General features: G+C 73.0%; 10 protein-coding genes and 1 pseudogene. 4 read left to right on the forward strand and 7 right to left on the reverse strand.

The genetic code is table 11. The annotated features are described in order from the left end of the window. Nucleotides 1-164: 164 nt before the first annotated feature. Complete coding sequence (locus J2X68_RS39115) at nt 165-2444, reverse strand: peptidoglycan recognition protein (RefSeq protein ID WP_310437380.1); 2280 nt, start codon at nt 2442-2444, stop codon at nt 165-167. A gap of 255 nt (nt 2445-2699) precedes the next feature. Between J2X68_RS39115 and hemB the strand changes: the two genes are divergently transcribed. Then, nucleotides 2700-3692 (forward strand): porphobilinogen synthase, encoded by a 993-nt coding sequence (hemB, locus tag J2X68_RS39120; protein WP_310437381.1) that lies wholly within the window; start codon nt 2700-2702, stop codon nt 3690-3692. 11 nt (nt 3693-3703) lie between these two features. Here hemB and J2X68_RS39125 read toward each other — a convergent pair whose 3' ends face one another. Then, on the reverse strand, nt 3704-4435 hold the full coding sequence (locus J2X68_RS39125; protein ID WP_310437382.1) for a DUF4232 domain-containing protein: 732 nt from the start codon (nt 4433-4435) through the stop codon (nt 3704-3706). A 188-nt stretch (nt 4436-4623) separates the two neighbouring features. Between J2X68_RS39125 and J2X68_RS39130 the strand changes: the two genes are divergently transcribed. Further along, the gene (locus tag J2X68_RS39130) at nt 4624-5928 is read left to right on the forward strand and encodes a helix-turn-helix transcriptional regulator (RefSeq protein ID WP_310437383.1); all 1305 of its coding nucleotides are present in this window, start codon (nt 4624-4626) and stop codon (nt 5926-5928) included. On the opposite strand, the gene J2X68_RS39135 is transcribed toward J2X68_RS39130, so the two are convergent. Continuing rightward, the gene (locus J2X68_RS39135) at nt 5868-6104 is read right to left on the reverse strand and encodes a hypothetical protein (protein WP_310437384.1); all 237 of its coding nucleotides are present in this window, start codon (nt 6102-6104) and stop codon (nt 5868-5870) included. The two genes, J2X68_RS39130 and J2X68_RS39135, sit on opposite strands and share 61 nt — an antisense overlap. Before the next feature lie 522 nt (nt 6105-6626). Between J2X68_RS39135 and J2X68_RS39140 the strand changes: the two genes are divergently transcribed. Then, complete coding sequence (locus J2X68_RS39140; protein WP_310437385.1) at nt 6627-7916, forward strand: PLP-dependent aminotransferase family protein; 1290 nt, start codon at nt 6627-6629, stop codon at nt 7914-7916. A gap of 6 nt (nt 7917-7922) precedes the next feature. On the opposite strand, the gene J2X68_RS39145 is transcribed toward J2X68_RS39140, so the two are convergent. The 3 genes from J2X68_RS39145 to argS all read right to left on the reverse strand — a co-directional run bounded on the left by J2X68_RS39145 (nt 7923) and on the right by argS (nt 10989). Further along, the gene (locus tag J2X68_RS39145) at nt 7923-8708 is read right to left on the reverse strand and encodes a DUF4253 domain-containing protein (protein ID WP_310437386.1); all 786 of its coding nucleotides are present in this window, start codon (nt 8706-8708) and stop codon (nt 7923-7925) included. A 71-nt stretch (nt 8709-8779) separates the two neighbouring features. Beyond that, a complete protein-coding gene (locus J2X68_RS39150) occupies nt 8780-8944 on the reverse strand; it encodes a hypothetical protein (protein ID WP_310437387.1) in 165 nt (54 codons plus the stop codon). 275 nt (nt 8945-9219) lie between these two features. Beyond that, on the reverse strand, nt 9220-10989 hold the full coding sequence (argS, locus tag J2X68_RS39155; protein ID WP_310437388.1) for an arginine--tRNA ligase: 1770 nt from the start codon (nt 10987-10989) through the stop codon (nt 9220-9222). A 140-nt stretch (nt 10990-11129) separates the two neighbouring features. Between argS and lysS the strand changes: the two genes are divergently transcribed. Next, complete coding sequence (gene lysS / locus J2X68_RS39160; RefSeq protein ID WP_310437389.1) at nt 11130-12869, forward strand: lysine--tRNA ligase; 1740 nt, start codon at nt 11130-11132, stop codon at nt 12867-12869. 188 nt (nt 12870-13057) lie between these two features. Here lysS and J2X68_RS39165 read toward each other — a convergent pair. Next, a pseudogene (locus J2X68_RS39165) lies at nt 13058-13780 on the reverse strand (hypothetical protein); the annotation flags it as partial.

Genomic DNA, 13780 nt, shown 5'->3' on the forward strand with positions numbered 1-13780 from the left:
CGTGCGACACCTCGTGCGCCCCGCCGTCCCCGCCCGGGACGGCGGGGCGTTCCCGTGCGCGGACACGGCGGGAGGCGCCGGACGGACGACGGCCTTCACGATCCTGGTGGATCGCGAAGGCCGTCGTCGTTCCCGGGGACCCGGTCGGCGGGCCGCCCGGCGGGCTACTTGAGGTAGACCAGTCCGTCCGTGGTGATCGTCGGGCGTCCGCTGGTGCCCACGACGACGATCTTGATCGTGTGCTTGGCGCCGGCGGTCCAGGTCTTGTTCCAGATCGCCTGCCGGTACAGCGTGCCGGCGGACTTCAGGTCGACGGTCGCGGCCTTCGTGCCGTCGACGTAGACGTACGCCTGACCGGAGGTGGTGGCGCGGGAGACCACCCAGGAGACGGAACGGCCCGTGAAGGTCCAGGTCAGGCTCGCGCCCTTGGATCCGCTGGAGTAGGACTTGCCGCCGAGGTAGCTCGTGGAGGAGCGGGTGGTCCAGCTGCCGGACCTGACGGCGGAGTTCTCCTGCAGGATCACCGGGGTGAAGGAGGACGCGACCGTGCGCGCGTTGCCCGCGTAGTCGGTGGCCCGCATCGACCAGGTGGTCGCGGCTCCGGGCTTGGCCGTACGGCTGGACGTGGTCACTGTCGGGCCGAAGGTCGCTGCGGTCGGCGACAGCAGCTGCACGGAACGCAGCGCCTTGTCGTCGGTGGCCTTCCAGCCGAGCGTGACCGGCACGGCGGTGGTGCTGACGGAGCCGCTGCGCAGGGAGAGCTTCGGGGCGGTGGTGAAGGCCGGGAGCGTCGTGTCCGCCACGACGGTCAGCGCGGCGGTCGTCGCCGTCCTGCCGGACTGGTGCACCGCCCGTACGGCGACGGTGTGGCTGCCGGGGGCCAGGGTCGCGCTCGCCGAGGCGGCCGTGCCGGACGCGGTCGCGGCGACCTTGCCGTCGGCCAGCAGCTCGAACCTCGAGATCAGCGAACCGGGGGTGGTCGCCGACCAGTTCACGGTGACGGCGCCCCGGGTGTAGTAGGCCGAGCCCGACAGGCTCGCGCCGCCGGCCACCGAGGTGACCTTCAGGCCCTGCACCGGGCCGGCCGCCAGGGTGCGCACGGTCGGCAGCTGGTCGTAGAGGAGCCCGCCGGGGCATTCCGTGTTGAAGCCGTCGCGGTGGCCGGAGATCCGGTCGAACGTGTAGAGGCTGCCCGCGGTGAAGCTCTTGCCGAAGAGGTTCTTCTGGGTGGCGCCCGCGGTGAGCTGGACGGTCCCCGCCGGGTCCGCGCCGTACTGGCCGAGCTTCCAGGCCGCGAGGCGGGCGATGGAGGTGAGCGCGGCGCTGCTCGCGGTCGTCCGGGTGTGGTCGCCGATCACGGCGACGGCCGCGGACTCGCGGTTCCAGCCGTACGTGTGGGCGCCGAAGACCGGCAGGTCGACGCCGCCCTTGCGGCCCTCGTAGAGGGTTCCGCACTTGTCGACGAGGAAGTTGTAGCCGAGGTCCTTCCAGCCGCTGACCTGCACGTGATACGCGTAGATGCTCCGGATGATCGACGGCGTCTGATCGCAGGTGTAGTCGTTGGCGCCGTCCGTGTGGTGGACGAAGACCGCCTTGACGTCGTTGTTGTACTCCGGCGCCTCGGGGCTGATCGACTCGTCGGCGCCCCAGTCGGCGCGCGAGCGGATCGGCGGCGCGGGCGCGGTGGACGGCGGCGCGGTCGGCGTCGGCGCGGCGGTCGTCGTCGGGCTCGTGGTCGGGGAGGCGGGGCTCGTCGACGCCGTCCCGGTGGCCGCGGGCGTGGTGTCCGCCGGCGGGGCGGAGACGGTGTCGGTCGGCTCGGCGGTGACCGTGTCGGGCGGCGACGCCGAGGCCGTGTCGGTGGGTTCGCCGGCCGGGTCGGTGGGCTCGGCCGACCCGGAGTCCGTCGCACCGGGGCTCGGGTCCAGGACGAACCCGGCGGGCTCGGCGCCGGTCCGCGTCTCGGCGGCGGTCACCACGCCCGGGTCGACCAGGTTGACCTCCAGCCCCTTGGGCAGTGCGGCGGTGGTGCCGTCCCGGTGGGCGACCTGCACCTGGACGCCGTCGGACGGGCCGACCCAGACCGGCTCGGACGCGCCGCGCACCTTCGGGCCCGGCCTGTCCAGCGGGTCGACGTCCAGCTCCAGGTCGTGCCAGGCGCTCCACTCGCCGGTCGCGACGCTGCGGGTCCGCACCTGCGCGGTGCCGGCGAGCCGCCGGGCGCCGCCGGTCCAGGTGACGCCGAGCAGCGAGAACTGCGCGGTGTCCGTGCGCGGCAGCTCCCGGCGGCCGGACGAGGCCCCTGTCAGGGCGAGGTCGTAGACCTTCACCGGCCGCTTGGGCCGGGCCTCCGGACCGGCGGGCTGCCCGGCCATGGCGTAGGTCACCACGCCGCCGCTGCCCAGGACCACCGCCCCGAGCGTCAGCCAGGCCCTTCTTCGCATGCTCAGCGGTCTGTACGCGCGCGTCCCACCCCTGCGGCGACGTCTGCTCACGACGGAATCCCCACCCCTGTAAGTCATCGACAACGGTCATGGGCCACCTGACAATCAGGCGGCCCATGTAAAGCAAGCGCTCACCGGCCGTGAAACGTCACACCGGTCCGGATCTCGATGACGGGGATCACTCGCCTGGGACGGGCGAGGGGGCCGACTGGGCGTCGGCAAAAGGGGGCGCGGGCCGGGCGTAGCGTAGGGCGTATGACGAAGTACGGTTCCTTTCCCGGTACGCGTCCCCGGCGGCTGCGCACCACCCCGGTCATGCGGCGCATGGTCGCGGAGACCCGGCTGCACCCGGCCGACTTCATCCTGCCCGCGTTCGTGCGGGAGGGTGTCAGCGAGCCGGTGCCGATCCAGGCCATGCCCGGCGTCGTGCAGCACACGCGCGACAGCCTGAAGAAGGCCGCGCTGGAGGCCGTGCAGGCGGGGATCTCCGGGATCATGCTCTTCGGCGTGCCGGAGGAGTCCAAGAAGGACGCGCTCGGCACGCCCGGCACCGACCCCGACGGGATCCTCCAGGTCGCCATCCGGGACGTGCGGGCCGAGGTCGGGGACGACCTGCTCGTCATGTCCGACCTGTGCCTGGACGAGACGATCGATCACGGGCACTGCGGGGTGCTGGACGCGGAGGGGCGCGTCGACAACGACGCCACCGTGGAGCGGTACGCCGAGATGGCGCAGGTGCAGGCCGACGCGGGCGCCCATGTCGTGGGGCCCAGCGGCATGATGGACGGGCAGATCGGGGTCGTCCGTGACGCCCTCGACCAGATCGGCCGGGAGGACGTCTCGATCCTCGCGTACACCGCCAAGTACTCGTCGGCCTTCTACGGGCCGTTCCGGGAGGCCGTCGGCTCGTCCCTGAAGGGCGACCGCAAGACCTACCAGCAGGACCCGGCGAACCTCCGTGAGTCGCTGCGCGAGCTGGCGCTGGACCTGGAGGAGGGCGCCGACATGGTCATGGTGAAGCCGGCCGGCCCCTACCTCGACGTGCTGGCCCGGGTCGCCGACGCCGTGGACGTGCCGGTCGCCGCCTACCAGATCTCCGGCGAGTATTCGATGGTCGAGGCCGCCGCCGAGAAGGGCTGGGTCGACCGCGACCGGGCGATCCTCGAGACGCTGACCGGCATCAAGCGCGCCGGAGCGCGGAACATCCTCACCTACTGGGCCACCGAAGTGGCCCAGAAGCTGCGGTAGTCCGTCCGCTGTCACCAGGACAGGGCGTCGTCCCTGTCCTGCTGCCAGTACGTCACCGCCAGGAAGCTGTCGTAATAGACGCCCTTGGCGGGGAGCGGCGGCGTCGCCGAGGCGCCGCCGTCGCTGTTCGGGGTGTAGCCCTGGAAGGCGATCGTCAGCTTCTTGGCGGTCTGTCCGCCGTCGCCGCTGCCGTCGGCGGCGGACAGCAGCACGCCCGCGTAGCCGGACTCGCCGGGCGCGAGGGTCGTCACCGCCTGCGGCTTCGTCTCCTCGGCGGCCTGCGGCACCCACTGCATCTCGTCGAAGCGCACGACCGGGTTGTAGGTCAGGTCGCAGTTCTTGCTGCCGGTGTTGGTCACCGTGAGCAGCATGTGGTTGAGCGGTCGGGCCACCGGCTGCGCGGTGACCTTCGTGTTCGAGCCGTTGCACAGGATGCGGGTGTCGGCGGAGGTGTCGTCGGCCGTGCCGCCCGTACGGCCGCCCGTGGTGGTGCCCGTGTCGGCGCCGGCGCCGCCGCCCGTCCGGCCCGACGAGCCGCCCGAGCCCGTCGTGCCCTTCGTCGTGCCGGCGCCGGCGCCCGTGCTCTTGTCCGTGCCCGGCGTGGCCTGGGCCGCCGTGGCCGTCGACGACGCCGGGTGCGAGGCGCCCTCGTCCTGTACGCCCGTCCCGTCCTCGCACGCCGTGAGCGCGAGGGCGGCCAGGGCGGTGAGGGCGAGCAGGTGGCTGGTGCGGCGGATACGCATCGTGAAGTCCTCTTCCGGAAAGCCGGGTTGAAGCGGCGTGCTTGGATGACCAAAGCTTGTGCGGGGATCCGTCCCGGCCGCCACGGCCGACCGGCGATCAGGGACGCTGGAATGAACGCACCGGATCTGACCTGCGGAAACGGACCGTCCCTGGAACACGGGGACGGGACATGGGGAGTGGAGGAACGGTGTCTGCGACCGAGTTCGCCGAGCTGCTGCGGGAGTTGAAGGCGCGGTCCGGGCTGAGCTACGGGATGCTCGCGAAGCGGCTCCACATGAGTACGTCGACGCTGCACCGTTACTGCAACGGGGACGCCGTCCCCACGGACTACGCGCCCGTCGAGCGACTGGCCCGGCTCTGCAAGGCGTCACCCCAGGAGCTCGTCGAGCTGCACCGGCGCTGGGTCCTGGCGGACGCGCTGCGGGGGAGGAAGGGGGCTGCGGCGGCCGGGACGGACGCCGTCGCGGACCCGGTCGCCGACGGGAGCGCCGCGGAACCGGCGGCCGTGGACGCCGCAACCGGGTCAGGGGCCGGGTCAGGGGCAGGGGACACGGTCGTCGCGGCCGAGGTCGTGGGAGAGCAGCGGCGGTCCCGGCGTAGCCGCCGCTCGCTGGTGCTCGCCGGAACCGGTGTCGTGGCCGCCCTCGGCTCGGTCGCCCTGGTGCTCGCCCTGACCCTGCCGTCCGGCGGCTCGGGCGGGTCCGGCGAGGGGCACGACGTCGAGGCTGCGCCCGCGGCGTCCGTGCGGGGGAGGGGGACGGGGAGCACCTCCTCGCCGTCCGCGTCGCCGTCGGTCTCGGCCTCGGGGTCCGCCTCCCCGTCGGGCTCCGCCACCCCCGGTTCCTCGACGGAGCCGGACGCGGCGGCCGACGATCCGGCCCCGCTGACGGTCACCACCCGCCCGTACGCCTGGGAGAGCCCCTGCAGCCAGCGCTATCTGATCGAACAGGGGCCGGGACAGGTCCGGCCGCCGCCCATCGAGCAGGACGCGCCCGCCTGGGTGGCCCGGCACGGGGCCGTGTCGGCGGGGGAGCAGTTCCTGGAGCTCACCGTGCAGGGGACCGGCGAGGAGACCGTCGTCGTGGACAGCCTGACGGTCCGGACCGTCGGCAAGTCGGCGCCGCTCGCCTGGAACGACTACGCCATGGGCTACCCGGGGGTCGGCTGTGGTGGCGGTGTGCCGACGCGTTCCTTCTCCGTGGCCCTCGATGCGGCGCGGCCGGCGCTGGTGCCCGAGGCGGGGCACCAGGACTTCCCGTTCAAGGTGAGCGAGTCGGACCCGGAGGTCTACTACGTCACCGCCGACGCCTCCGCGTACGACGTGCGCTGGTACCTGGAGCTGTCCTGGTCCAGCGGTGCGCGGCACGGCAAGCTGACGATCGACGACAAGGGCAGGCCGTTCCGCACGAGCGGCGAGAACGGGCGGCCCGACTACGAGTTTCCGCTCGGCGGCTCCGCGTGGGAGCGGGCCGGAGCCTCCGCCGTGCCGTAGCCGTCCGACCCCGCCGGGGCGCCGGTCCCCGTGAGGGCGCCGGCGCCCGACGGGCCCTCGTCGCGCAGGCCCTCGCCGTCGCGGCACGCGGTGAGGGCGAGCGCCGCGGCGGCGGTCAGCGCGACGGCGAGCAGCCGGACGCGGCGGCGGGTGGGGGGAGTGGGGCGTGTGGGCATGGGGCAAGCCTGGGTCGTACGGCCCCCGACCTTCCACCCCCACCGCGCAAGTCGGGACGCCGGGTCGGTCCCATGGCCTCCGACCTGCGACGACCGGGTCTCGACGGGACGGGATGTGGGACGCCCGACGGCCCGGGGAGAGCTCCGTCCCGGGAGAGCCCCTTCGTCCGCGGAGGCCGCAGAGGCCGCAGAGGCCGCCGAGTCCGCCGAGTCCGCAGAGTCCGCCGAGGTGCGTCCTCACCCAGCTCACCGACGAGCTGCATCCTGAGCCGACCCGGGCCGTGCAACGGGCCTACACGGAGCGCGGGTTCACCTTCGTGTTCCGGTCGAGGGCGCAGGTGGACGGTTGTCGGCGACCCTCCGGGCCCCGTCCTGGACGCTCCGCCACCGCGGCATCGACGACGTGACGGACGACGACCTCACCGCGTACGGGGGCGACGGGCACGAAGGGGTGAACGCGGGCCGCTGTCCACATGGCAGAAACCCATGTGTAGGCGACATGTATCTCCCTAGGGTGCGGGCATGACTGTCGCAGCCGAGTCTCCCGGCACGCCCGCCCCCGCCTCCTCCGCGCCCGCCCCCGCCTCCTCCGAGGCCGGCCCCGCGGTCGCCGTCGCTCCCGTCGCCGGTCCCGCGTCGCTGCCTTCGCCGGCCGCCCGGGTCCGGTCGATCGGCGGCTCGCCCGTGCGGGACATCCTCGCCGTCACCGCCCGCCCCGAGGTCATCAACTTCGCGGGCGGGCTGCCCGCGCCCGAGCTGTTCGACCGTGCGGGCGTGGCCGCCGCGTTCCGCCACGCCCTGGAGGAAACCCCGTCCCAGGCCCTCCAGTACGCCACGACCGAGGGCGAGCCGAGCCTGCGGGAGCGGCTCGCGGCACGCACGGCGGCCCGTGGCCTGCCCACGACCGCCGACGACCTGCTCGTCACCACCGGTTCCCAGCAGGCCCTTTCCCTGCTGGCGACCGCTCTCGTCGACCCCGGTGACACGGTGCTCGTCGAGGCCCCCTGCTACCTGGCCGCCCTGCAGGTCTTCGGTCTGGCCGGAGCGCGGATCGTGGCCGTGCCCGGCGACGCGGACGGTCCGGATCCCGAAGCTCTCGCCGACCTCGTGGTCCGCGAACGGCCCAAGCTCCTCTACACCGTCCCCACCTTCCAGAACCCCACCGGCCGCACCCTGCCCACCGAGCGCCGGGCCGCGGTCGCCGGCGTCGCCGCCCGGCACGGACTGTGGATCGTCGAGGACGACCCCTACGGCGAACTCCGTTACGACGGCGAGCGCGTCCCCTGGATCGCCGCCCACCCCGACGCCCGCGACCGTACGATCCTGCTCGGCTCCTTCTCCAAGGTCATGGCACCCGGCCTCCGGCTGGGCTGGCTGCGCGCGCCGGACGAGGTGCGCCGGGCCTGCGTCGTCGCCAAGCAGGCCGCCGACCTGCACACGCCGACCGTCAACCAGCTCGCCGCGGCACGGTACTTGACCGCCTTCGACCTGGACGCGCACGTGACCCGGGTCGCCGCCGTGTACCGGGAGCGCCGGGACGCCATGCTCGCGGGCCTCCCGGACGCCCTCCCCGCGGGGTCGGTGTGGACCCGCCCCGAGGGCGGCATGTTCCTCTGGGTCCGCCTGCCCGGGTCGTACGACACCACGGCCCTCCTCCCGCGGGTCGTCGCCCAGGACGTCGCGTACGTCCCCGGCGCCCCCTTCTACGCCGGTGAACCCGACCGCTCGACCCTGCGCCTGTGCTTCGTGACGCAGACCCCGGACGAGATCGCGGAGGGACTGCGCAGGCTGCGGCGGGGGCTCACCGGATAGCGCGGATCAGTCCCACCAGAAGGTCCAGACGGGCGCGCCGACGAGCTGCCCGGCGTAGGCCTCCAGGGTGCCCGAGCCCTGGAGGACGTTGTCCGGGCAGAACGCGAAGTGCTCGGCGGCGATCCCCTCCGCCTCCGCGAGGGTGCCGGGCGGGGCCGCGACGGACACGGCCAGGACGTCGAAACCGAGGCCGACGACCCGTATGCCGAAGCGGTCCTCCCAGGAGCGCAGGACGGCGCACAGACGCGCGGTGTCGTTCTCGTGGTTGGCCGGGCCGGACCAGCCGACGGCCGCCGGGACGTCGGCGCTGCGACGGGCGGGGACCAGGGCGACATGCGGCGAGTCGAACCACGCGGCTCCCTGCTCCGCGAGGGTGTCGGCGATCTGCGCGGCGCGGGCGTCGGGGTCCGCCGTCAGGGTGCCGGGCGCGCCGAGACCGGGCCACTCCTCGCCGTCCGCCGCGCACTCCTCCCAGTACTCCGCGAGGACCTCCTCCGCGTCGTGGTCGCCGGGGTACGACACCTCGGCGGGCATCAACTCCCATGCGGACGGGCCGCCTCGGGAGCCGCCGAGGTCGACCAGGACCGGCACCAGCCCGGCCCGCCCCGCGGTCGCGCCCAGAGCCGTCCAGTTGCCGGAGGAGGCGGACTGCGCCGCGTGCCACAGCAACGGCTCGTGCCACACCCCCTCGATCGTCGTGTCGATCAGCCGGCCCGGCGGGAGCTGGAGGCCGAGGGAGCGGCCGCTGGGGTCGGAGGCCAGCTTGGGGAGCGGATTGGGAAGAGTCGCCATGCCGGTGACTGTAAGGGCGGGCACTGACAGCGGCCCGGGCCGGTGGGTTCCGCCCGGTCCGCGACGGGCCGTCAGGCGGAGCGTCGCGCGCGGCGACGGCGCCAGGCGTGGGTCAGCCAGATGCCCAGGCCGACGAGCGGGAGGACGACGGCGGCCGGGATGACCACCCCCGCGCCTCCGACCAGCAGGAAGGTGATCAGGAGGTCGACGATCGACAGGTCGTCCGCGCCGCCCAACCGCCCCTCCTCACATCGGTGTTCTCGCGTCGTCGAGACAGGGGACGTACGGGTGCGGGGAGTCGGTTCCGGGATCCGGCCCGCCCGCGCCCCGAAGCACTCCCGCCCGCCGTCCCCCGTCGGCGTGGAACGGGTCCGGACGAGCGTCCCGGGGCGGGGCGCCGGCCGGGGGCCCCGTCACGACCGCGGCCCGTCCGCCCCCGCGGCCCGGGGCCGGAAGGGGGGACGGGCCGCGTGCGTGGAGCGCACTGGCGCCGGGGCGCCGGGGCGCTGCCTCAGAGCTTGTCCGGGGTCCGGATGCCCAGCAGGGTCATGCCCAGGTGGAGGGTGCGGGCCGTGAGGTCCACCAGGAACAGGCGGTTCTCGACGACCTCCGGCGAGTTGTCCGGGGACAGCACGTGGCACTGGTCGTAGAACGTCGTCAGGTGCGAGGCCAGCTGGTACAGGTACGCCGCCAGCTTGTGCGGCTCGTACGCCGCCGCGACCTCGTGCACCGTCTCGCCGAACTGGTCCAGGTGCAGGCCCAGCGCCCGCTCCGCCGGGGCCAGTTCCAGCTCCGGGTGAGCGGCCGGGCGGGCCTCGCCGGCCTTGCGCAGGATCGACTGGATACGGGCGTACGCGTACTGGAGGTAGACGGACGTGTCGCCGTTCAGCGAGACCATCTGGTCCAGGTCGAACTTGTAGTCCCGCACGGCGGACGTCGACAGGTCGGCGTACTTCACCGCGCCGACGCCCACGTACCGGCCGTTCTCCACGATCTCCGGCTCGGACAGGCCGACCTTCACGGCCTTCTCCCGGACCACGGTGGTGGCCCGGTCGACCGCCTCGTCGAGGAGGTCGACCAGCTTGACCGTCTCGCCCTCACGGGTCTTGAACGGCTTGCCGTCCTTGCCGAGGACCGTGCCGAACGCCAACTGGTGCGCCTTGACGTCCTCGTTCAGCCAGCCCGCCCGGCGCGCCGTCTCGAAGACCATCTTGAAGTGCAGCGACTGACGGGCGTCCACGACGTACAGCAGCGTGTTCGCCTTGAGCTGGAAGACGCGGTCACGGATCGCCGACAGGTCGGTAGCCGCGTAGCCGTAGCCGCCGTCCGACTTCTGCACGATCAGCGGGACCGGGTTGCCGTCCGGGCCCTTGACGTCCTCGAAGAAGACGCAGAGGGCGCCCTCGGAACGGACCGCGACCCCGGACTCCTCCAGGAGACGGCAGGTCTCCGCCAGCATGTCGTTGTAACCCGACTCGCCGACGATGTCCTCGTCCCGGATCTCCATGTCCAGCTTCTCGAAGACCGAGAAGAAGTAGATCTTCGACTCGTCGACGAACTTCTGCCAGGTCGCGAGCGTGTGCGGGTCGCCCGCCTGGAGGTCCACCACCCGGCGCCTGGCCCGGGTCTTGAACTCCTCGTCCGCGTCGAACAGCCTGCGCGCGGCCTTGTAGAGGCGGTCGAGGTTCGACATCGCCTCCTCGCCGCTCACCTGGGAGTCCTTGTGGTCCAGCTCGTGCGGGTGCTCGTCCAGATACTGGATGAGCATGCCGAACTGGGTGCCCCAGTCGCCGATGTGGTGCCGGCGGACCACGCTCTCGCCGGTGAACTCCAGGATCTGCACCGTCGCGTCGCCGATGACCGCCGACCGCAGATGACCGACGTGCATCTCCTTCGCCACGTTCGGCTGGGCGTAGTCGATGACCGTGGTGCCCGGGTGGCCGGAGTGCGGCACGCCCAGACGGTCGGTGTCCGCGTACCGCGCCGCGAGGTTCCGGGTGATCGCGCCGTCGGTGATCGTCACGTTCAGGAAGCCGGGGCCCGAGACCTCGATCTCCCCGATCAGGTCACCCGTGACGACCTGCGACACGACCTGCGTCGCCAGTTCCCGCGGGTTCGCCTTCGCCTTCTTGGCCAGCGCCAGGATGCCGTTGGCCTGGAAGTCGGCCCGGTCGCTTCGTCGCAGCAGCGGGTCCGCGCCGGCGGCCTCCGGCAGGGTGGCCGAGAGAGCGGACGAGAGGTGCTGTTCGACGGAGTGGCTGAGGGACGTGACCGGGGCCATAGGAGTGGGTGCCGTTCTCCTCGTGGGGATGGATAGACACGGTCAGTATCCCATGGGGGGTAAAGCGGTTTTCCCGGGCGCGGGGCCGTCTGGGACAATGGAACGCACTTCAAACCCGGAAGCCTTCAGAACAAGAGGACGTGCCGATCGTGGCTCTGAGCACCGAGACCACCGACTGGGTCTCCCGTTTCGCGGATGAGGTCATCGAGGAGTCGGAGCGTCGGGCCCCCGGCAAACCTGTGGTCGTCGCGTCCGGACTCTCCCCGTCGGGACCCATCCACCTGGGCAACCTCCGCGAGGTCATGACCCCGCACCTGGTCGCCGACGAGATCCGCCGCCGCGGGCACCAGGTCCGCCACCTGATCTCCTGGGACGACTACGACCGCTACCGCAAGGTGCCGCAGGGCATCGCCGGGATCGACGACTCCTGGGCCGAGCACATCGGCAAGCCGCTGACCTCCGTCCCGGCGCCGCAGGGCTCGCCCCACGCGAACTGGGCGGAGCACTTCAAGGCCGCGATGGTCGAGTCGCTGGCCGAGCTCGGCGTGGAGTTCGACGGGATCAGCCAGACCGCGCAGTACACCTCCGGCGTCTACCGCGAGCAGATCCTGCACGCGATCAAGCACCGCGGGGACATCGACGCGATCCTCGACCAGTACCGCACGAAGAAGGCCCCGGCGAAGAAGCAGCAGAAGCCGCTCGACGAGGCCGAGCTCGAGGCGGCGGAGGGGTCGGGCGCGGCGAACGAGGACGACGGCTCGTCCGGTTCGGCGGGCTACTTCCCGTACAAGCCCTACTGCGGCAACTGCGAGAAGGACCTCACCACCGTCACCTCGTACGTGGACGACACCACCGAGCTGTCCTACACGTGCACCGCATGCGGCTTCGCCGAGACCGTCCGGCTGAACGAGTTCAACCGCGGCAAGCTGGTCTGGAAGGTCGACTGGCCGATGCGCTGGGCCTACGAGGGAGTCGTGTTCGAGCCGAGCGGCGTCGACCACTCGTCCCCCGGCTCCAGCTTTCAGGTCGGCGGCCAGATCGTCGGCATCTTCGGCGGCGAGCAGCCCATCGGGCCCATGTACGCCTTCGTCGGCATCAGCGGCATGGCGAAGATGTCGTCCTCGAAGGGCGGGGTCCCCACCGCCGCCGACGCGCTGAAGATCATGGAGCCCCAGCTCCTGCGCTGGCTCTACGCCCGCCGCCGCCCCAACCAGTCCTTCAAGATCGCCTTCGACCAGGAGATCCAGCGGCTCTACGACGAGTGGGACAAGCTGGACGCCAAGGTCGCCGAGGGATCGGCGCTCCCGGCCGACGTCGCCGCGCACTCCCGTGCGGTGGGCACGGCCGCCGGTGAGCTGCCGCGCACCGTCCGGCCGCTGCCGTACCGCACGCTGGCCTCCGTCGCCGACATCACCGCGGGACACCAGGACCAGGCCCTGCGGATCCTCTCCGACCTCGACCCGGAGAACCCGCTCGGCTCCCTCGACGAGGCCCGGCCCCGCTACGACAAGGCCGAGGCCTGGATCAACACCCACGTCCCCGCCGACCAGCGCACCATCGTCCGGGCCGAAGCCGACGCCGAGCTGCTGAAGTCCCTCGACGAGGCCTCCCGGCAGTCCCTGCGGCTCCTGCTCGACGGACTCGCCGACCACTGGTCGCTGGACGGCCTCACGCACCTCGTCTACGGCGTCCCCAAGGTGCAGGCCGGGTTCTCCGCCGACGCCACCCCCAAGGAACTCCCGCCGGAGATCAAGACCGCCCAGCGGACGTTCTTCGCCCTGCTCTACCACCTGCTGGTCGGGCGGGACACCGGGCCGCGGCTGCCCACCCTGCTGCTGGCCGTGGGCCAGGAACGGGTGCGGACCCTGCTCGGGGAGTAGGCGGCACCACGACGACGGAGGGGGGGGGGGGGGGGGGGCCCCGCGGCCCCCCCCCCCCCCCCCCCCCCCGCGGGGGGGGGGGGGCCCTGTCGGGGGGGGGCCCCGGGGGGGGGTTTTGGCGGCCCCCCCGCCGGGGGGGGGGGCGCCGGTGTCCCCCCCGGGCCCCCCCCTCCGTCGTCCACCGCGCGTCAGGCGATGTGGTCCTCCTCCAGCTCCGCCGCGTGGCGGTTCTGGAAACGCATGACCATGCGCTTCGCCTCGGAGTCCGGGATCGGGGTGCCGTAGGTCGCCTCCACGTCGTAGCTGAACTGGCTCGGCGTCGGGTAGCCGCTGCCGCTCATCGACGACTGCTTGAAGATCTGGTAGTACGACTCCTCGTCCGGCTCGGCGATCGGCGTGCCGCCGCCCTCACCGAGCTCGCGGCTGCGCCCGGGACCCACCGGGATGGGGAACGAACCGGTCTCCTCCGGAGAGGGCTCCTGCGCCGGTGGCTCCTCCTGGTACTGGTCCTGGTACTGCTCGGCCTGCTGCTGCTCCTCGTACCACTGGGCGTACTGCTCCGAGGGGTCGTACGTGGGGTCGTAGCCTCCCTGGTACGCGACCTCGACCGGCGCCTGGAACCACGGGCTCTGCTCCTCCTCCGCGGGTGCGGCGGCGGGCGCCCGGCCGGCCTGCCGGTCCTGCGGTCCCGGCTGTGGCCGCGGGGGCGCGGGGGCCGCCTCGACGGCCCGGAGGCCGCCGTCGACCGGGGCGGCCGCCGTCAGCTCCTGCTGGGGCGCGGCCGCCGGAACCGGCGCCGGCGGGAGCAGGGCCGGCTCGATGCCCGCCGCCGCCAGACCCGCCGGGGCGGTCTCCGCCAGCGGCACGCCGTAGCGGGCCAGCCGCAGCGGCATCAGCGACTCCACCGGGGC

The organism is Streptomyces sp. 3330 (genome assembly GCF_031456635.1).
Classification (GTDB): Bacteria; Actinomycetota; Actinomycetes; order Streptomycetales; family Streptomycetaceae; genus Streptomyces.